Origin of the sequence: Canibacter zhuwentaonis, assembly GCF_018531145.1 — a bacterium.
Taxonomy (GTDB): Bacteria; Actinomycetota; Actinomycetes; order Actinomycetales; family Microbacteriaceae; genus Canibacter; species Canibacter zhuwentaonis.
The window spans coordinates 117,399-137,512 of the sequence record NZ_JAHDSZ010000004.1; the positions used below are offsets into that span (position 1 = coordinate 117,399).

The following is a 20,114-nucleotide window of genomic DNA, read 5'->3' on the forward strand; positions in this document are numbered from 1 at the left end:
GGTGACGGTTGGGCAAACCCCGCACATTGAAGTTGAGCTAAAACTTGAAGCGTCGTTAACTGCCAAGCTGCCTGAGTTTTTTGGTCACGATCTTGCTGTGCTGGCGCGCGAAGAGCACGTTTTGCGCGCGCGGTACTACGACACTCCGGCGCGCGATTTGGCACGGGCACAGCTTGCTGTGAGATACCGCGAGGGCGGTAAAGATGCTGGTTGGCATCTGAAACAGCGGATAACTAGCGCAAAACAGGCAGAATACAACTGGAGCGGAGCAAAAGATGAGCTCCCGCGTGATGCGGCGGATGCTATTAACGGTTTTGTGCCCGGAGCGGTCGCGCAGCTTGAGCCGCTCGCCGAGATTGTGACGCTGCGCAAAGTTCTGGTGCTCGGCACACCCGAGGGTGCGCCCCTTTATGAGATAGCGGATGACACCGTGCACTCTCAGGAGTTGTGCACGGGTGTTGTCCGTGCTTGGCGAGAGTGGGAGATTGAAGCACTCACTGAGAGTTGCGAGCAGCTGCCGTGGCTGCGCGAGACGCTTGCTGCAAACGGCGCTTATGATTCTTTGGCGGGCTCAAAAATCGCCCGTGCCGCGGGAGTTCTGTTGCCCACAGCGCTGACCAAGCAGGAGTCGCCGCAGCTCATTGCGGCGCTTGCGCTGCAGGAGGTTGCTGACCTGTGGGCTGGCAGGATGCCGCAGCTTGATCTCGTGCCGTGGTTTGACGCTGCGGCGGGAGCGTATCCGCTAGCACCGCAGCAGGAGGCACAAATTGCGGCGCTGCGCGCGCACGTTCAGCAGTTATTGGAAAAAGGCGAGTAGGGTTGCCTGCGTGACAAACAAGAAAATTAATCTTCCGGATGCTGCCCGCGTGAAACAGCTTGTGCTCGGGCTTGTTATGGGGCTGATTGTAGGCGCTGTGCTTGGTGCGCTGACCGGATTTTGGCTTTGGCTGGCAGCGGGCGTCACGTTCGGGTTCGCCGTTGGCGCGCTCACTAAGCCGCCAGAGCGCGACGCTAGGTAGGTGATCCTGCGGTTCTGAGCAGCCAGCTCGGGGGTGTTAGATAACTAAGGTAGACGCCCCGGTTTGTTTAAGCGCCGGGCGGTTAAATAAGACTCGTCTGTGATTTTGCGCGGCACTTACCAATTAAAAAAATCTGTGCTGCTGCCTTTCACCCGGTGAATTTTGTGAGTGGTGCTGTTTGGAGGGCGTGCGGTGCAGTAAAATAGCTGTGATTAAAGTACTATAGCGGGAGAATTATGGCTGTTTGGAAACTGCACGGCAACGGAAAAGATATCGCACCGGATGCGATTGTGCTGCCGGAGGAGCGGCTCGGGTGGGTGCGCACCCTTGGGTTCGGCGCGCAACACGTTGTGGCGATGTTTGGTGCTACCTTCTTGGTGCCCATTATTACCGGGTTCTCGCCAACGGCGACACTGTTTTTCTCGGGGCTTGGCACAATCTTGTTTCTACTGATTACCGGCAACCGGCTGCCCAGCTATCTCGGCTCATCGTTTGCGTTTATCGCGCCGATCGCGGTTGCAACGGGCGTGCAGGGTGATCTGGGAGTTGCCAGCTTTGGTATTTTGATGACCGGTCTGCTGTTGTTTGTTGCCGGTTTGCTCGTGCATTTTCTCGGCATCTCCTGGATTAACACGCTGATGCCGCCGGTTGTGATGGGCGCGATAGTTGCTCTTATCGGCTTTAACCTGGCGCCGGTTGTGCGTGATAATTTTAGCCAGTCACCCGTTATTGCGCTTGTCACAATTATTTCGGTATTGCTGGTAACGGTGCTTTTTAGGGGTATTCTGGGCAGGCTCTCAATCGTGCTCGGTGTGATCGTTAGCTATTTTGTGGCGTTATTTACGGGCAATGTTGACACCGTCGCGATTGAGCAGGCCGCGTGGTTCGGGCTTCCCGAGTTTCACGCGGTTTCAAATCCGCTAGACAATCCAGCTCTTTGGGGTCTGCTGCCCTCGTTCTTGCCGGTTGTGCTGGTGCTCGTGGCAGAAAACGTGGGGCACGTGAAAAGCGTCGGGCTGATGATGGCGCGCGATACCGATCCGCTGATGGGGCGTGCGCTGGTTGCGGATGGTGTTGCGACCGTGTTTGCCGGTTTTGGTGGTGGATCGGGCACAACAACATACGGCGAAAATATCGGTGTGATGGCCGCGACCAGGGTTTTTTCAACGGCGGCTTACTGGGTGGCGGCGCTGTTTGCCATTTTCTTGAGCTTTTCGCCCAAGGTTGGCGCTGTTATTAACTCGATTCCTGCCGGAGTGCTGGGCGGTGTGACGGTGGCGCTGTACGGATTGATCGGGCTTATTGGCATTAAAATATGGATCGATAACAGAGTTGATTTCAACCTGCCGATTAACCAGTTCACTGCGGCGGTTGCTCTGATTGTGGGAATTGCTAACTTCCTGATTGACACAGGCACATTGCTGTTTAATGGTATTGCGCTGGGCACGGTTGCGGCGGTTGCGGTGTACCACTTTATGCGTGCGGTGCAAAAGGTGCGCTGTCGTGAGCAGCGCGTCGTGAAGTACTAAACTCAGGGGCTAATAATTATGAAGTCGGCGAGCTGTATGCTTTATTTCAGACTAAAGGCATAATCTAAAAAGTATGTGGAATCCTTTTAGGCGTAACTCAGGCGGTCGCGGCAAAACCTTGGCAGACTATGAAAAAGAGTCTTACGAGTTAAACCAAGACTACCAGATTACGGCTGCGTATGACACCGTGGATACGGGAGATTACGCGGAGGGCGCAGATCACGAGGACATTTTCTACGCTGTGTTCGGCAACAACGAGCTGCAAGAGCAAAATGTTTCACATGAAACATTAGCTGCGCAGCACTCCTTTGTAACCGAACCTATCGAGCAAGCAGTGGATCAGGCGGCACAGTCGCCAGCGCTGCCTGTAAAGCCTGTGAAATCCGTAAATCCCGTAAAACTTGAGATTGAGCCGGAAGAGCTGATTGATGACAAGGAGATTATTGCGGGTTGGCGGCGTGAAATAAGCGAAATTGGTGGCAAAAACGGGCTGCTCTATTTTGAAGACACACAGGCTAACAGAATCGAGCTTTCTGCGGCTCATCCGAGCGGCACAGCGCAGTTTATTGCGGGGCAAAAAACCCTGCTTAGTTCGCTGATCCGCGATAATATTGCGCTGCGTCGGGCGAAACAGGCCGCGAGCCGGGTTACCGATAAGGCAATTGAAATGCGCAATATGCGCGGTTTGGAAACCGTGCATTTGGGTATTGGAATTGTGCAGTGGCGCTCCGATGGAGTGGATTTCTGTGCGCCGTTGCTGTTGCGCCCGCTCGCAATACGGCGATACGGGCACGACTTTGAAATTAAATTAAAATCATTGACCGCCGTAAACCCGGAGCTGATCAGAGCGCTGCGCAAACAGTTCGGAATTGCCCTTGATGCGTGTACACTGATTGAGCTTGCGCAGCAGGAGGGCGTTTTTAAGCCGCAACCCGTTATTGACAGGCTGCGGCAGATGGTTGCTGGCGTGGCAGATTTCAGCGTGCAACCGCGCTTGGTTGTGTCGTCTTTTGGCTCGGTGGCTTATGAAATGCAGCACGATTTGGGCGAGCGCATTGATTCAACGGTGCTCCGCGCGGTGAGTGGTGATAGTGTGGCGACCAAAAAACTGCGCCGCGACTATCGCCCGGTGAACCCGATTTCACCTAACAATCGTGCTCCCGAAACCGATCGTAGCCTGTACGACTCTGATTTTGAGCAGGACGATGTGATCGCGCAAATAGCGGCGGGGCATTCCCTGGTTGTGCATACGTTGCCGGGCACGGGAGCAACGCAGACGGTTGTTAACGCGCTCGGGGAACTCGTTTGGGCTGGTAAGCGCGTGCTCGTTGTGTCGCCGCGCTACGCAACTATTGACGGCATTTCGCACCGGCTTAATCGTGTGGGGCTTGAGGGGCTGCTAACAACCCCGCGCAGGCTTAGGCGCTCACTGATTGAGGGGATTCGCCGCAACGAAGCCAGTGAGCCTGTTGATTCCGCAGATATTGGGCAGGCGCTATTGCGGATCAGGCAGGTGCTGATTGATCACCGGCAGGCGTTATCTGCCATTGATCCAGAGCTGGGCGTGTCGGCGATACAAGCGATGCGCGAGCTGGTGAAACTGGCACGGCTCGAAAATCCGCCGCAGACTGAGGTTAGGCTTAGTGATAACGCGCTGCTTTCGCTGGCGATGGAGCGTTCGGCGGTCGCGGAAGCGTTAACCGAGGTGGCTCGGCTCGGGCAGTTTGAATACGGCCCTGCGGATTCGCCCTGGTACGGGGTTTCTTTTAACAGCACGGAAGACGCGCGCAGAATCTACAACCTGGCCGTTGATGCGGCAGAAACAAAACTGCCGCGACTGGTTACGTTGAGCGGGCAGATGCTGAAAGATCTTGCGCTGCGCCCCTACAACAGCGTGCACGAGCTTGGTATATACCTCAATCTCTTAAACGGCATCGGTCGCACGCTGGATCGCTTTAACCCCGAAGTTTACGACCGTCCGCTAACAGAACTGATCACCGCACACGCGCCACACACTCCTGATGAGGTGATGACAAAGGCGAACAAAAAGCGCCTTAAAAAACTCGCGCAGGAGTATGTGCGCCCTGGTGTTCACGTGACGGATATGTACGCACAGCTAACGGCGATTCAAAAGCAGCGGCAAATGTGGCAGCGCTATTGCACTGTGCCGGGCGCGCGCCCAGAGGTGCCGCTGGGGCTGTCGGCCGTGGCAACCGCGTTCACAACTCTGCAGCAGGATCTTGAGAGTCTTGACGCGGTGCTGCTGCCCGAAACTGACGCTGCAAAAATGATGCAGCTGCCAATTGACGCGCTGAAACAACGGCTCGTGCTGCTGGCAGAGCCGAGCGAGATTCTTAAAAATATTCAAGAGCGCACTGCGATCGTTGAAAAAATGCGTGAGGCTGAGCTTGATGAGTTGCTGACGGATCTATCCGCCCGCCATGTGCATGCGGATCAGGTCGCCACTGAGCTTGAGCAGGCGTGGTGGAAAACCGCGCTGAGTAGAATGCTCGAAACAAATCTCGACCTGCGCGGCGGTGACACCGCGGTTGTGGAGCGCTTAGCAATTGACTTTAGGCTTGTTGACGAGGCATATACGAGTCGCAACGGGGCACACCTTGCCGCGAAACTGGCGGATGCCTGGCATATTGCGCTGCTTGACAACAAGGCGGAGGCTGAGCGTCTGCACAGCGCGCTTCACCGCGACAGGGCAACAGCGGAAATGCTCTGTGAGCAGGCACCAAATATTATGAACGCACTCACCCGAGTGTGGGCGGTTTCGCCATACGAGGCGCACCTTTTGCCAGACAATCTGTTTTTTGATACAGTTTTGCTGGTGGATGCGGCCGCCTTTAGCCTGGTGGAAGCGGTGGGTGCGATCCGCCGTGCTGCGCAGGTGGTGGCATTCGGCGATCCCGTTATTCAAAACCCGAGCCGATTCAATATCGCAGTTACCAAGGCAGAATACAGTGGCATTAGTTTGCCTGCGGAGGTCGCAGCCGGGCAGAGCGCCTATGACGCGCTGCAGCAGGTTTTACCGCGGCTGAAACTCACGCGCAGCTATCGTGCCGGGGGTGCGGATCTCACAAGCCTTGTAAACATTAAGTTCTATAACGGTGAAATCGCAACTCTGCCGTGGGCTGGCACTTTCTTGGGTCGCTCGAGTCTGACCCTTGATTTTGTGCGGCAAGGGCAGGGCGAGCTTGACCGGCAAACTGTGACGGTTGAGAGCACAGCAGCAGAGGTTGCGAGGGTTGTTGAGCTGGTGTTGGAGCACGCGGCAGAACGTCCCGGTGAGTCACTGATGGTGATCACTGCGAGCCGAAAGCACGCTGTGCGTGCCTGGCAGGCGGTGCTGGCAGAGTTTGCGAAGCATCCGCAACACCGTGATTTTATTCTGGGCGAGCACGCAGAGCCATTCACTGTTGTCACTCTCGAAGAGGCCGCCGCGCTGAGCCGTGACCGGGTGATTTTCTCGATTGGATTCGGGCGTACTCCGCACGGCAAAGTGCTTTCTAATTTCGGAATGCTGAGCACTCCCGACGGAGACAGGTTAATCGCGGTTGCTATGACCCGCGCGCGCCGCGGCATGGTGATAGTGAGCTGCTTCAGTTTTGAGCAGCTGGAGGGTATCAGAGAACACGGAGTAGAGCAGCTGGCGGCGGTTTTGGGATCTGAAACAAGCGTGGAAATACCCGAGGCGCAGATGCCTGCGGAAATTGACCCGATGATTCTTGAACTCGCTGATTTGCTCGAGAAAATGGGGCTGCGGGTGGTTGTGAATTATCAGCACGCGATTCCAATTGCGGCGGCTCTGGGCGATCGGGCAATTGCTGTTGATATTGATTTCAGTGGCGATGAAGACTCGCTCAGGCACGTGCTTCGGCTGCGCCCGGCGGTGCTGCGGCGTTTGGGCTGGCACTATCAGCGCGTGCAGAGTTTTGATATGCTGCAGAACCCGTACGCTGTTGCGGCAAAAATAGCCGAGATTATAGGTTACGAAGAGGGTGTTACTAATGCCGGTGCGGCTGGCGTTGCTGATGCTGATAATGACGTTGCCGGGGCGGTCGATGCTGGCTCTGGTAATGCCGGTGTTGGTGTGACTGACGCAGCAGAGACCTCGGCAGCGGATAACCCTGACAATGACACCGCAGCAGCGCAATAGCACCGCTAAAGAAGCGCGGCGGGTTAAGCGTCGCGCCGATTTTGAGGGCGAGCTGCAAGAAGCTGAGAGCGTAACGACAACGCTGCAGGAGATTACCGCAGAATCTTCCAGGCGCGGTAGCTCCGCAGCAGACGCTCGCAGTGCAGTTGATAGCGCAGCAGAGCGATTGCTGCGTGAAAAACCCCCGCACTGGGCTTAGCCGTCTAAAAACTCGGTTATTTGGCGGGGGATTCGCTGCGAACGCCGCCAGGGCTGGCGTTCTATTCTGGCAACTCGGCGCACTCGACCCATTTCCTCGCCGCGCGCGCTAACAAGCACCGCAACAATCGCGGCCTGCTCGATGGCGCTAACACCGGGGGTGCGGAAGGTGAAATCAGCTGCTTTAAGGGTGTTATCCGCCGGGTTCGCGGCGCGCTTAGCAGTATCGCGTTCAAAAGCGCTCTGCGGCGCATTAGCAGCGACACCGCATTTCACGGGTGTGGATTTTTGTTTCGGGGTTGCCGGTGAATTGTGCTTTGTCATTTTAAAGCGGGATATTACCGTGTTTTTTGGTTGGCATTTCACTGCGCTTGCCGCGCAATCCGCGTAGCGCCTTAATCACTGCAAGGCGAGTGCCTGCGGGTTCTAGTACGTTGTCAATTTCACCGCGCTCAGCAGCCAGGAACGGGCTTGTTACCTCCGCATTGTATTTTGCGGATATTTCAGCGCGCAGTTTTGCAACGTCTTCCCCAGCTGCGGTCGCGGCGGCAATTTCCTTACGGTAGAGAATACTAATTGCGCCCTGTCCGCCCATTACTGCTATTTCAGCTGTCGGCCACGCGATGTTGAAATCCGCTCCCATTTCTTTTGAACCCATCACAATGTAGGCGCCGCCGTAGGCCTTGCGCGTAATAATTGTGACCAGCGGCACCGTCGCTTCGGCGTATGCGTACAGCAGTTTTGCGCCGTGTTTAATTATGCCTTTGTGCTCCTGATCGACGCCGGGCAGATAGCCGGGTACGTCAACGAGCGTCACAATCGGAATTGAAAATGCGTCACAGAATCGCACAAACCGTGCGGCTTTCTCGCTCGCATCAATGTTGAGCGTGCCCGCCATCTGGTTTGGTTGGTTCGCAACTATGCCGATTGTGCGACCCTCAACGCGCCCAAAGCCGACCAGAATGTTCGGGGCAAAAAGCGGATGCACTTCTAAAAACTCGCCGCTGTCAACAATGGTCTCGATAACCGTGCGCATATCGTAGGGCTGATTTGCGCTGTCTGGAATTAGCGAGTTCAGCTTGCGGTCGCGTTCGGTTATTTCGTAGGCGGTGTCACTGTCGTAAATCGGGGCTTCCGCGAGGTTATTATCGGGCAGATAGCCGATCAGGGTGCGTGCATAATCCAGGGCGTCAAGCTCGTCGCTCGCAAGATAGTGCGAGACCCCGCTTGTTTGGTTGTGTGTGCGACCGCCGCCAAGCTTCTCAAAGCCAACATCTTCGCCCGTTACGGTTTTAATTACGTCAGGACCGGTTACAAACATATGGCTGGATTCATCCACCATGATCACAAAATCTGTGAGCGCAGGTGAGTAAACAGCGCCGCCAGCAGAAGGCCCCATAACAATAGAAATCTGAGGAATTACGCCTGAGCTCATCGTGTTTCGCTTGAAAATCTGCGCGTATTTGCTGAGCGAGATTACGCCCTCTTGAATGCGCGCGCCACCAGAATCGAGCAGACCGATAATAGGCACGCCAGTGCGCAGCGCAAACTCCATAACCTTCACGATTTTTTCACCGGCAACTTCGCCCAGTGATCCGCCAAAAGTCGTGAAATCCTGCGAGTAGACCGCAACCTGGCGACCGTGTATTTCACCCGCGCCTGTGATCACACTGTCACCAAAGGGGCGGTTTTTCTCCATGCCAAAGCCGTGCGAGCGGTGGCGCACATACTTGTCAAACTCAACAAAGCTGCCGGGATCTAGCAGCTCATTGAGCCGCTCGCGGGCTGTCATTTTACCGCGCGGGTGCTGCTTCGTGGCGGCCTGAGCGTCACGCTCAACCACGGCTTCGTGATACTTCTCCCGGTGGTCGGCGATCCGTCCTGCCGTTGTTACAAGTTTCTCGTTAGCGTTTTGATCAGTCACAGTATAGATACTACTGGGCTTAACTTTATGTAGGGTCATATTTTAGACAGATACAATAACTTTAATGATTTTTGACACCGTTTCCAGGCTCGTGACAACGCACTACCTGTCAAGCTGCGGCTCCACCAATGCGGAGGCGTTTGAGCTTGCCAGGCTGCAACCTGTGCCAGCAGAATTGCTGGTGGTGACAGCGGATCAGCGCGCTGGCCGTGGCAGAATGGCGCGCAATTGGAGCGATACTGCGGGAAAGAGCCTGGCGGTGTCGTATTTTCTGCCGGATCACCTGTTTGCGGCGGTTAATCCAACGTGGGTGCCGCTGGTTGCGGGTTATGCGATGTGCGGCGCGCTAAAAAACCTTGTTGCGGCTCAGCTGAAGTGGCCAAACGATATTATTTTGCCCCTTCTAGATGATGTGCAAGATGAGCTAGCGCGTGCTCGCGGGGGCGCGAAGCTGTGCGGGATTCTCTGCGAGACGGCGCACAACGGCATTATTATTGGCGCAGGTCTTAATATGTTTACCGCGCTGCCAGAGCTCGTGCCGGGCGCGATTTCACTTGCCGCAGCTGGGGCGGCAGAGGCGCGGCATCCGGATATTACTGCGCCGGGCGCGACCGCGTTGGCGGATAAAATAATCGCGCAGTTTGTCACAGGAACGCGTGACGCGCTGGAGCTTGTGGCGCGCGATTTTGAAGCTTTTAAGCGTGAAATATCCGTTTCCACAGCGACCATTAACAGGCGTGTGCGTGCGGAGCTGGTAAGCGGTGAAGTGCTTGAGGGGGTTGCTGTTGAGCTCGGTGACGCGGGCGAGCTTTTGCTGCAAACGGACGCGGGCGTGTTGCGCGCGATCACCAGCGGTGAAATAACGCACTTGCGTGCCGCGCGCAATTAGAGTGGTGTGAATATTTGCGTGCGGTTTTATGTTTCGTGCATCGCGCATTCCGCGAGTGGTTCATCGCCAGCGGCGTTATAGCGCGCTCGCAGCGTGCCTTCCCGCGCAGCGCCTTCGCATCCGCCAAATTCCCCTTAAATTAAGGGCGCAGAGTGTACCCGACACCGCGCACAGTATGAATTATTTTATCTCCGCCTGCAACCTCTAGCTTGCGCCGCAAATACGAGATGTACAGCTCAACAACGCTGGTTTTGCCCTGGTAATCATACGACCAAACCCGGTCGATAATCTGTTCTCGCGAGAGCACTTTGCCGGTGTTGCGCATTAAATACCGCAGCAGCTCAAACTCGGTTGTTGTTAGTTCGATGTTCACGCCGTTGCGTGTTACCTCGTAGGTGTCTTCGTGCATCACAATATCGGCAACCTGCAGGCGTTGCTCTGGAGCTGCCGTGCTGTGCGCCTGTGATCTGCGCAAAAGCGCGCGGATTCTAGCAATCAGCTCTGCCACGCTAAAGGGTTTGGTGACATAATCATCGCCGCCGGCGGTGAGCCCTTTAATTTTATCGGTGACCTCGTCGAGCGCGGTTAAAAACAGCACTGGCTGAGTATGCCCGGTCTCGCGCAGCTGCGCGACTATTCCGATGCCGCTAATTTCGGGAAGCATAATGTCGAGCACGATTAGATCCGGGTTGTGTGCTGTCACCTGCGCAAGGGCGGCGGATCCGCTCCTCGCGGTGCATATCTGCCAACCTTCGTGTCGCAGCGCGATCTCAAGCATATTGAGGATTGCGCTGTCGTCTTCAACAATCAGTATTTTGGTGGATTTTGCGGCGGATGTGCCGCTCGGTGCGGGAGTGCCCCTCGGTGCGGGCGCAGGCGAATTTTCTGGAGGCACTCTATCTTCGACAGTCACTAATTTGTTCCAAAGTTTAGTAGGGCATTGATTGCGCCGGATACGGGCTGCCAACCGCGCTGGTGTCGTACTGCTGCGCTGCAAAAAAGCTGTGCTGCGATCTGGTCTGTGCGGCATAGCTGCTGGCAGCGAGCTGCTGCAGAATTTCGGTCACATCACGCACGCCCGGCACGTTCGCGAGCACAACATTCGATGCGGATCCGTGCAGCGAGACGGTAATATTGCCGCTGCCAAGCATCCGCTGCAAAATATTCCGTGAAGTGCTGATTGTGCGCACCTGCGCGACCTGCAGTTCGTGCCGCCGCCGCACAAACACGCCTTCGCGTATGATTACGCGCTGTGTTGTGATGGTTGTGCGGCGCGCGAGCCAGCTCGTGTAGGGCGCTAAAAACCCGCCGATCGCCAGTGCGCACACGCCGACTGCAGCCAAAATATTTAGCAGCGGATCCGTGAAAGACCCAAGCCAGCCTCCTGTGATCAGTGCGGCAACGAGCAGGCACAGCACCGCGCCGGTGAGCCTGCTGGCGTGCTGGCGAAATCGCAGCAGCGCGCGCTCGTGCTGTGGGTCGCTCGCGTGCAGTGTCGTTGTGGCATGCGGATAGTTCATAGTATATTAAGGATACTCCGGTGGCGGCGGCATCGCCAAGTGTGCGGCTGTGTACGAGTTGCGCGTTGACGCAAATTTCTGCTATATTTGTCACTGGCCAAAGACCGCCGGTTACGGGTTTTCCGTGTAACTTGCATTTTGCAAACCTGCGCAGGCGCGATTATATTCCTTTTGAGGTTTAGCTCCGTGCCCTGCGCCGGAGCTTTTTGTTTGTGCGGCTGCCTCTGGTTGCCCGCTAACAACCGTTAGCGGGGTATCGATCAAGCTTATAAGGAGCGCCATGGCGACGAAGGATGCTACGGTAGTTGATCTTCAAAAGAAGTTTGAAGAGTCAAACGCCGTTCTGCTGACCGAGTACCGCGGTCTTAGCGTAGGCCAGATGCGCGAATTGCGCAACGGCATTCGCGAGCACGCGTCGTACGCCGTGGCGAAGAACACGCTTACTAAACTTGCGGCAAACAAAGCTGGTATCACCGAGCTAGATGAGCACTTCACCGGTCCAACCGCTGTTGCGTTCATTGACGGTGACCCGGTTGCTGTTGCTAAGGGTCTGCGTGACTTCGCTAAGGCAAATCCTCAGCTCGTAGTTAAGGGTGGCTATTTCGATGGCAACCCTCTTTCTGCGGATGAGGTCAAAAAGCTTGCTGATCTGGAGAGCCGTGAGGTTCTGCTTGCGAAAGCTGCAGCAGCTATGAAGGCGAAACTGTTCAGCGCAGCTTATATGTTCAGTGCACCAGCGTTAGGTCTTGCCCGCGCTGCAGGTGCATTGCGCGACAAAAAAGAGCAGTCAGACCAGTAAGGTTTTTCAGCTTAATCAAATGTCGCTCGTGTGCACGAGCAAAAAACAAGGAGATAAACAATGGCTAAGCTTTCAACTGAAGAGCTTATTGAGCAGTTCAAAGAGCTAACCCTTATCGAGCTTTCTGAGTTCGTTAAGGCTTTCGAGGAGACCTTTGAGGTTTCTGCTGCCGCACCTGTTGCTGTTGCAGCGGCTGCGCCAGCTGGCGGAGAAGCAGAAGTTGCTGAAGAGAAAGACGAATTCGACGTAATTCTTGAATCAGTTGGCGATAAGAAGATCGCTGTTATTAAGGTTGTGCGCGAGCTCACCGGACTCGGTCTTGGAGAAGCTAAGGCACTTGTTGAAGAGGCTCCAAAGCCTGTTCTTGAGAGTGCAAAGAAAGAAGATGCTGAGGCAGCTAAAGCTAAACTTGAAGAAGCTGGCGCTGGCGTTAAACTCGCATAAGTTTCTTTTTACGCAGTTGGGGGTGGATGTTATTTTATATCCGCCCCTATTGTGTTTTAATTTTGTTTCAGGGCAATCCCTTGCGCAACTGTGGTATTAATTTTAACGCAATGCCTCTCCTAATTTTAGGGTAGTATTAAACTGTTGTTACTACCAGTACAAATTAAAGATGGAGATATGGTTACCGTATTTGCCCACAGAGGTTTGTCGAGTCAAGCTCCTGAAAACACCCGCGCAGCTTTTAAGCTTGCGCACAGCATTCCGGGCGTGCGGTGGATAGAGTTTGACCTCGCAATTACGGCTGACGAAGTGCCCGTTATTATTCACGATGACGAGATGGATCGCACGAGCGATATGTGCGGCGAAGTTAGTCAGCTTGCTTATTCTGACATTAAAAACGCTTCCGTTGGGGCGTGGTACGACGTTAAGTTTGCGGCGGAAAGAATTATGACCCTGGCCGAGATGGTGGATTTCTCCAATAGCACCGGCATGAACCTTAATATTGAGCTCAAAGGAGTGACTGGCAAGAACGGTTACGCGCTTACGCAGGCGATGATCCGCGAACTAAAAAAGGAGCTTGCTCGGCTTAACCGTGAGATTCAAACACTGATTTCAAGCTTCAATTTTACGCAGCTTAAACTAGCGCAGCAGCACCTGCCAGAGATTAGTCGCGCGGTGCTGTTTGAAGCGCACACTTTCTATAATGACTGGCGCACAATCGCGGAATACTGCGGCGCGCAGGCGATTAACCTGGAGGACAAAAAAGTCACCCGGGCGCTGGTTGCTGAAATAAAAAACGCCGGATACCAGCTTAATGTGTGGACGGTGAATAACAGGGTTCGGGCGAATGAGCTTAAAAACTGGGGTGTGGACGGTATTTTTACCGACTTTGCAAACGAACTTTCTTACCTACAATAAATTGACCAAAATACTATCGTGAAAGGTAAATGGCAGTGCAAAAAATAATTAATAAGCTTGGCTTAGAGAACAGAAAGGCTCTTGTAGGGTTCTTATCTGTGATCACAGCCGGACAGCTTATATACTCAAGCTTTGAGGCGTTCAAAGGCACCTTTTATAACCTGTTGCTTGATGTGCTGCAGGTTAATAACGAAGAGCTGGGTATTATTTTTAGCCTTATTGGTATTTCAATATTCCTGTACATTCCGGCGGGTTGGGTAAATAACCGCTTTTCTATCAGGTCTATTCTGATTACAGGTTTAATTATTCGCTTTGCGACCATGTCGATTATTATTTTCTTCACTCCGCCGTTTGATGTGCTCAAAATTATTGCGTTCACATGGGGTGTTGTGGATGCAGTATTCTGGCCGGCAGTGCTTAACGGTATTGTGTTTTTCATAGATAAGAGCAAGAGTGGCATGGGCTTTGGTCTGTTCGAATCTGTGCGTCGCTTACAAGAAACGCTGATGAACCTGCTGATTGTGGGCGTTATGGCGGTTATGACCGCCGTCAGCGGTATCGTTGTGTTCAAGGGCGGGATGCTTGCCTACAACCTGTTGATTATTCCGCTTATCCTTTTGATTCTGAAGTATGTGCCGAAAAACGGCATTGCGGCTGTTCCTGAGGATCGGATAAGCGAAGAATTGGTAACAAAAAACAAGTCGCTTGAAGCGCTTGTCGGTCTTTTGAGCGTGCTTGCACGACCGCAGGTTTGGCTCGCCGCGGTTAGCGCAATGACTGTTTACTGGGGTTACATAATTCTTATTTACAGCGTGCCGTATATGCAGAATGCGTACGGGCTTTCGACCGCTCAAACCGCTCTGTTTGGTATTTTTAATACCGCTTTTATGGGTGTGATAATGGGTGTGACCTCAGGTTTCATCTCTGATTTTGTGTTTAAGTCATCGTCAAAAATGATTTGTGCGTCACTTTTGCTTTCAGCGATTGTGCTTGCGGGTGTTGTGCTTATCCGCGAAAACTTTGTTGTGACAATGGTGCTTTTGATCGCGTTTTCTGCGGCGGCTTTCTTGGCTAAGAGTGTTATTCTCGCGCCCATTGCAGAGCTTGATATTCCAAAGAAATATGTGGGCGCAGCGATGAGCGTTGGCTCGTTTGCGGCCTATGCGCCAATTTTCTGGGTTTATTTGACGAACGGTAAACTGCTTGACGCGCACGAGGGTAACGTTGTTGAAGCCTACAACATTATTTTCCAAATTGGAATTGTTGTTGCTTTCTCGGGCAGTATTTGCGCGCTGGCTTTGGTGCTGCTTAACCGCAAAAATGTAAAGAATAATAAGCCCGTGGAGGAAGTTGTAGTAAACTAACAAGAGTATAGAAAAATGGCGGTTGCTGTATTGCAACCGCCATTTTTTATGGTTTAGTTCGGATTACACACCCCGAAAAAGGTTATGAAATACGAATCTGTTATAACGCTATGGTTTATTTATTCCCTAAGTTTTGAGGCTTCCGCGTCGGCTACGTGCAGGGCGTTGTCGATAATGCTGAGTCCCAAACGTAGATCCGCTTCAGAAATGACTAGCGGCGGCGCAATTTGCAGCCTGTTGCTAGCTGCGAACGGCCACAACCCGCCCTCTTTACAAGCGGATACAACACTGTTCATAGGCGCTGCGGCATCGCCTGCGGCATTGAAAGGTATCAGCGGCTCGCGCGTGGATTTGTTGGCGACTAGCTCGATAGCCCAGAACAGCCCGCGGCCACGCACCTCGCCGACGCTCGGATGCCGCTGTGCGAACTCCGCCAGGGTGGGAGCGATCACGCGCTCGCCCAGATCCTGCACGCGCTCCAGAATGTTTTCGCGCTTGAAAATATCGAAGGTTGCCACACCAGCGGCGCACGCTAGCGGATGCCCGCTGTATGTTAGCCCGCCAAAAAAGGTATTTTCGGTGAAGCTGTTGTGCACATCTGCCGACAAAATCACGCCTCCGAGCGGCACATAGCCGGAATTAACGCCCTTTGCGAACGTTACAAGATCGGGTGTTATGTTGAACTGCTGGAAGGCAAACATTGAGCCGAGGCGGCCGAAACCAACCATAACCTCGTCGCAAATAAGCATTATGCCGTGCTTGCGCGTGAGGGCGCGAACCCCCTCAAGATAGCCGGGAGGCGGCATCAGGACGCCGTTTGTGCCGGTTACGGTTTCGAGGATAACTGCGGCGATCGTGTTTGGGCCCTCAAGCTCAATGGTGTGCTCGAGATGGCGCAGTGCGCGTTCTGCTTCCTGCTCGGCGGATTCGGCATAAAACTCTGAGCGATACTGGTACGGCCCGAAGAAATGCACAATATTAGGGTCGAGCGTGCCGTTTGCCCAGCGGCGTGGTTCGCCGGTGAGTGTTATCGCGGTTGCGGTGGAGCCGTGGTAGCTGCGGAAACGAGACAGCACCTTTTGGCGGCCCGTGTGATGGCGGGCCATTCTGATTGCGTACTCGTTGGCCTCCGCGCCACCGTTTGTGAAGAACACCGAGCGGGCGTTTTCAAAACTGCTCTCAACGATCCGCTTTGCGAGCTCGCCGCGCGCGTCATTGGCGAAACCCGGCTGGATGGTGGCGAGGCGATCCGCCTGGTCTTTAATCGCGGCAACCAGACCCGGGTGCTGATGCCCAAGATTGAGGTTCACCAGCTGTGAAGAAAAATCGAGGTATTCTTTGCCGGAGTAATCCCAGAACCGCACGCCCTCGCCACGCGCAACAGGCAGCGGATCGATCTTGTTTTGGGCAGACCAGGAGTGGAACACGTAGCCGCGGTCGAGCTCTCGCACCTCGCGCTCGCTGGTCGCGTCGCCGAAGCTCTTGGTTTTGCCTGCTAGGTCGGTGTAGTCATTCATTATGACTCCTCTGTCTCAAATGGTTTACAGTAATATTTATATTTTAGCCTATTTTGGATATTGTGAAATACGCGGATATGATTTAAGGGTAATCTCTCTTCGGATAGTTCAGCATTTTAAGAAAGAGGTGAAATAGTGGAAAAACAGTTCGACAAAAAACGAGCTTTGAAAGAATTGCGAAGTCGCTATCAAAAAGCCGAAGCCCTGTTGAAAGATGATTCCAAAATGGAATCTTTTCTTGAAAAGCTGGACAAAAAGGTGAAGTGGATTCCTTTTATGCGGCAGGAATTAAAAATGATACCGATTCTAGTCAGCATGGTGCGCAGTTATTGGAAGAAGGATTATGCTCGTGTTCCAGGAAGAAGCATTTTGGCTATTGTTGGCGCTTTAATCTACTTTTTGTCTCCGCTTGATGTGATTCCAGATTGGATTCCGATTTTAGGGCAGGTGGATGATGCCCTTGTTGTTGCGACGTGTTGGAAATTGGTCAGTAAAGACGTTCAGAACTATCGGCGGTGGCAGAAAGAACGCAAGAGTTCTGCCAGGGGCGATAGGGAATAGAATTATTAATTAGGTGTTGGAGAAGAACTCTCAAGCTATTTTAGGTTAATCAAAAGTTACGGAGAAAACATGAACTGGAAGCTAGAATCAGATGTGAATGATTGGGTTAAAAAACGGTTGGAAACAATCGGTTTAACAAAACACAAAGATTACAACGAAGAATCATCAATGAGTGAATATATGAAAGAAGCGCTTAGCGGTTCAGCTAAAACAGCTTCTAAAACCAACTTTGGCAGACCTGATTTTCATGTTGAGAGATATCAGCGTCCGGTCATTTTTGAAAATAAATATTCAGTTAAAAAATTAATTTCAGAGGCGAAAGACGGTGTTAAACAAGACGATAAATCAATTAGTGATTTTGCTGTTAACGGAGCTCTTTACTATGCTCGCAGCATGATTGCATCAGGTAAGTATAGTGAAGTTTTCGCTATTGGTGTGGCCGGTGATAATGATGACAATGTCACAATCAAAGTTTATTACGTCTTTGGTTCGGCTTTGAACGCTTATAAAGAGTTGACAGCTGTTCGTTCTCTAGATTTTCTAGAAAGTGAGCATACTTTTAAGACTTTTTACAATGAAGCAGTGCTAACAGAAGACGAAAAGCACCAGCTCCTGATTGATAGTCAGGCAACCTTGCAGGGTTATGCTAAAAAACTCAATCGCCTTATGCACAATCACAATATAACAGCTCCGCAACGTGTTCTTTATGTGTCGGGGATGCTTCTTGCCATGCAAGAGGTTGTAAAGAATGACGGTGATGAGTTGCAGAAACTCGGCGATGGTCTAACTCCAGCTGATCTTCACGGGAGTCAATTAAGCGGAAATCGTGACGGCGAAAAAATTGTGAGTCACATCGCTAACTTTTTGACCGTTAGTGGACTTAGTGATACCAAGCGTAAGCTCATGCTCGCCTCTTTTGGAGAAATTTCTAAAGACAGCCAACGTGATGAAGTGACAGAGCTTGACAGGGAAGTAGCTAAACTCATTGATGGAAAATCGAGTGTTACTAAACAAATCTTTACTTTTATATACGAGTATATTTTTAAATCAATTGATGGTCTCGGCGGGCACATCGATATTATGGGTGAGATGTACTCTGAGTTTCTCAAGTATGCCCTGGGTGATGGCAAAGAGATCGGTATTGTCTTAACACCACCCTGTGTGACTAGTATGATGGCGCAGCTGCTCAATATTAAAAAAGACAATAAAGTTATGGACTTGGCGACAGGTTCGGCAGGTTTTCTTATCTCTGCTATGGAGTTGATGATTGATGATGCTAATGCGACTTTTGGTAAATCAACAACTCAAGCTAATGATGAAATTGCAAAATTGAAGAGAGATAATCTTTTAGGTGTTGAGCTTAACGCGGAGATGTTTACCTTAGCTGCGACCAACATGATTTTGCGAGGTGATGGCTCTAGCCGTATTGAAAAAGGCTCTGCTTTTAACCGTCCAGAAAGTCTTTTTGAAGATTTTAAGGCTGACCGACTGCTTCTTAACCCTCCTTTTTCTTATGAGGAAAACGGTCTTCCTTTCCTCGCTCACGGTTTGGACAAGATGGAAAAAGGTGGCCTGGGAGCAATTATTATTCAGGATTCGGCCGGTTCTGGAAAAGCGACCAGGACGGCGCAGTCTATCCTGCGGAAACACACCATGCTAGCCTCTATTAAGATGCCCGTTGATTTATTCGTTCCAATGGCTGGTGTGCAAACGTCTATTTACATCTTTGAAGCTAAGAAGCCTCACGATGTTGACAAGACTGTAAAGTTTATTGACTTTAGAAATGACGGCTATAAACGCGCCAAACGTGGCGTTTCTGAAGTGGACAGCCCCGTTCAACGTTACCAAGATATTATTAAAATATACAAAGCGGGTAAGCAAGCCAAAGTGAACGCTGCCTGGGATTTAGAAGCCACTTATATCGAAGATTTTATCACTGCTAAAGGAAACGACTGGAACTTTGAGCAGCATCAAGTTATTGATACTAAGCCAACCTTAGAGGACTTTAAGACAACGGTTGCTGACTATCTATCTTGGGAAGTGACCCAGCTGCTAAAACAAAAAGGAGAAGACCGCTCAAAAAAAGCCTAAGCCCAGCTTTGCAGAAGTTGAAAGACGACTTTACAAAAGCTGGGGGAGAGTGGAGAGATACGAGGGTAGGAGACTTGTTTGAAATACGCCCTACAAAGAATTATGGATTGACTAATCAAAGATTGTTTGAAACAAAAGGTAATACTCCAGTTGTAGTTAATTCAAGTCTGAATAATGGAATAGGTGGATATGTAAACTTAGAGCCAACTGAAAAGAGGAACACTGTCACATTTTCAGACACAACAACATCAGATAGTATTTTTTATCAACCGAATGATTTTATTGGTTATTCTCATGTTCAAGGAATGTTTCCCTTTAGAAAGTGGTCTAAACTTTCGTTACTTTATTTTGTTATCTCATTTAGAGCAGCAACTCGAGGTAAATTTGATTATGGAAATAAATTTAATCGAGATAGGGCAAAAGAAGTTATCGTAACTATCCCGTATAAAAAACAAGGTGTTGCATTTTCATATATGGAGGCTTATATAAGCGAGCTTGAAGCGGCTTATGTAAGCGAGCTTGAAGCGGCTTATGTAAGCGAGCTTGAAGCTTATCTGAAAGCAAGCGGGCTAGACAATTATGAACTGTCTAACGATGAGCAAGCAGCCGTAAAACTGGTTTCAGAGAACAAAATCAAATGGAGCAAGTATAAATATAACCAACTTTTTAAAATTGAACCCATTAAATTAAAATTAACTAAAGAAAATTTAGATACAGGAGGCAAAATTCCGGTTTACTCATCTATTTCTGGAAATAATGGGATAATGGGATACACAAAAACATCCGCCACTTATAGAATAAACGAAGAAACATCATTTTATGTTGTATTTGGAGATCATACGAGGAGCTTTAATATAGCAAGTGCCGATTTCTGTGTAATGGATAATGTAAAAGTCTTAAAACCGTTACAAAATTATACACTTAAACAATTACTTTTTATTATTTCTTCATGGAAAAAAGGAATAGTAGATAAAGGATATTCAAGACATTGGAGTATAGCTAAAGATTTAAAAATCCAGCTCCCAACAAAGAATGGTGAAATTGATTTTGATTTTATAACCACCCTGGTTGTAGCGATTCAAAAGCTTGTTATTAAGGATGTGGTGCTTTATGCAGAAATGAAAATAGCGGCAACAAAAGAAGTTATAGGACAAAATTAATTAGGAGTAGTCGTGG

The 20,114-nt window shown here is 51.3% G+C and carries 18 protein-coding genes; 13 read left to right on the top strand and 5 right to left on the bottom strand.

All coding sequences use genetic code 11. The features are described 5' to 3' along the window. Window position 1: 1 nt before the first annotated feature. From KJY78_RS03550 to KJY78_RS03570, 5 genes are all read left to right on the top strand, one after another. Entirely contained in the window at window positions 2-817 is an 816-nt protein-coding gene (locus KJY78_RS03550; protein ID WP_214337230.1) for a CYTH domain-containing protein, read from the top strand. Between the two features lie 10 nt (window positions 818-827). Continuing rightward, window positions 828-1,019, top strand: a complete 192-nt coding sequence (locus KJY78_RS03555; protein ID WP_214337231.1) for a hypothetical protein — start codon at window positions 828-830, stop codon at window positions 1,017-1,019. Between the two features lie 236 nt (window positions 1,020-1,255). Continuing rightward, the gene (locus KJY78_RS03560; protein WP_214337232.1) at window positions 1,256-2,548 is read left to right on the top strand and encodes a uracil-xanthine permease family protein; all 1,293 of its coding nucleotides are present in this window, start codon (window positions 1,256-1,258) and stop codon (window positions 2,546-2,548) included. Between the two features lie 73 nt (window positions 2,549-2,621). Further along, window positions 2,622-6,713: an AAA family ATPase gene (locus KJY78_RS03565; protein ID WP_214337233.1), complete on the top strand. Its 4,092-nt coding sequence runs from the start codon at window positions 2,622-2,624 to the stop codon at window positions 6,711-6,713. After that, window positions 6,691-6,912, top strand: coding sequence for a hypothetical protein (locus KJY78_RS03570; protein ID WP_214337234.1), 222 nt, complete (start codon window positions 6,691-6,693; stop codon window positions 6,910-6,912). Before KJY78_RS03565 ends, KJY78_RS03570 begins: the two co-directional genes overlap by 23 nt. On the opposite strand, the gene KJY78_RS03575 is transcribed toward KJY78_RS03570, so the two are convergent. Together KJY78_RS03575 and KJY78_RS03580 are read right to left on the bottom strand one after the other, a co-directional pair. Further along, a complete protein-coding gene (locus KJY78_RS03575) occupies window positions 6,909-7,235 on the bottom strand; it encodes a hypothetical protein (RefSeq protein WP_214337235.1) in 327 nt (108 codons plus the stop codon). The two genes, KJY78_RS03570 and KJY78_RS03575, sit on opposite strands and share 4 nt — an antisense overlap. Before the next feature lies 1 nt (window position 7,236). Continuing rightward, window positions 7,237-8,844: an acyl-CoA carboxylase subunit beta gene (locus KJY78_RS03580; protein ID WP_431732327.1), complete on the bottom strand. Its 1,608-nt coding sequence runs from the start codon at window positions 8,842-8,844 to the stop codon at window positions 7,237-7,239. 55 nt (window positions 8,845-8,899) lie between these two features. Between KJY78_RS03580 and KJY78_RS03585 the strand changes: the two genes are divergently transcribed. After that, window positions 8,900-9,724, top strand: a complete 825-nt coding sequence (locus KJY78_RS03585) for a biotin--[acetyl-CoA-carboxylase] ligase (RefSeq protein WP_214337237.1) — start codon at window positions 8,900-8,902, stop codon at window positions 9,722-9,724. Between the two features lie 139 nt (window positions 9,725-9,863). Here KJY78_RS03585 and KJY78_RS03590 read toward each other — a convergent pair whose 3' ends face one another. Together KJY78_RS03590 and KJY78_RS03595 are read right to left on the bottom strand one after the other, a co-directional pair. Further along, window positions 9,864-10,637, bottom strand: coding sequence for a response regulator transcription factor (locus tag KJY78_RS03590; RefSeq protein ID WP_431732324.1), 774 nt, complete (start codon window positions 10,635-10,637; stop codon window positions 9,864-9,866). A gap of 16 nt (window positions 10,638-10,653) precedes the next feature. After that, window positions 10,654-11,244, bottom strand: a complete 591-nt coding sequence (locus KJY78_RS03595; protein ID WP_214337239.1) for a PH domain-containing protein — start codon at window positions 11,242-11,244, stop codon at window positions 10,654-10,656. A 280-nt stretch (window positions 11,245-11,524) separates the two neighbouring features. Between KJY78_RS03595 and rplJ the strand changes: the two genes are divergently transcribed. The 4 genes from rplJ (at window position 11,525) to KJY78_RS03615 (ending at window position 14,769) form a co-directional block, all read left to right on the top strand. Continuing rightward, entirely contained in the window at window positions 11,525-12,043 is a 519-nt protein-coding gene (gene rplJ, locus KJY78_RS03600) for a 50S ribosomal protein L10 (protein WP_214337240.1), read from the top strand. Window positions 12,044-12,103: 60 nt separating this feature from the next. Continuing rightward, window positions 12,104-12,487: a 50S ribosomal protein L7/L12 gene (gene rplL / locus KJY78_RS03605; RefSeq protein ID WP_214337241.1), complete on the top strand. Its 384-nt coding sequence runs from the start codon at window positions 12,104-12,106 to the stop codon at window positions 12,485-12,487. Between the two features lie 177 nt (window positions 12,488-12,664). After that, the gene (locus tag KJY78_RS03610; protein ID WP_214337242.1) at window positions 12,665-13,405 is read left to right on the top strand and encodes a glycerophosphodiester phosphodiesterase family protein; all 741 of its coding nucleotides are present in this window, start codon (window positions 12,665-12,667) and stop codon (window positions 13,403-13,405) included. A 29-nt stretch (window positions 13,406-13,434) separates the two neighbouring features. Further along, window positions 13,435-14,769 (top strand): MFS transporter, encoded by a 1,335-nt coding sequence (locus KJY78_RS03615; RefSeq protein WP_214337243.1) that lies wholly within the window; start codon window positions 13,435-13,437, stop codon window positions 14,767-14,769. Between the two features lie 119 nt (window positions 14,770-14,888). On the opposite strand, the gene KJY78_RS03620 is transcribed toward KJY78_RS03615, so the two are convergent. Then, window positions 14,889-16,286: an aspartate aminotransferase family protein gene (locus KJY78_RS03620; RefSeq protein ID WP_214337244.1), complete on the bottom strand. Its 1,398-nt coding sequence runs from the start codon at window positions 16,284-16,286 to the stop codon at window positions 14,889-14,891. 135 nt (window positions 16,287-16,421) lie between these two features. On the opposite strand from KJY78_RS03620, the gene KJY78_RS06795 reads away from it, so the two are divergent. From KJY78_RS06795 to KJY78_RS03635, 3 genes are all read left to right on the top strand, one after another. Further along, entirely contained in the window at window positions 16,422-16,847 is a 426-nt protein-coding gene (locus KJY78_RS06795) for a YkvA family protein (RefSeq protein ID WP_214337245.1), read from the top strand. Window positions 16,848-16,916: 69 nt separating this feature from the next. After that, window positions 16,917-18,938: an HsdM family class I SAM-dependent methyltransferase gene (locus tag KJY78_RS03630; protein ID WP_214337246.1), complete on the top strand. Its 2,022-nt coding sequence runs from the start codon at window positions 16,917-16,919 to the stop codon at window positions 18,936-18,938. After that, window positions 18,881-20,098: a restriction endonuclease subunit S gene (locus tag KJY78_RS03635; protein ID WP_214337247.1), complete on the top strand. Its 1,218-nt coding sequence runs from the start codon at window positions 18,881-18,883 to the stop codon at window positions 20,096-20,098. The genes KJY78_RS03630 and KJY78_RS03635 overlap by 58 nt, the downstream gene beginning before the upstream one ends. The last annotated feature ends 16 nt before the right edge of the window (window positions 20,099-20,114 follow it).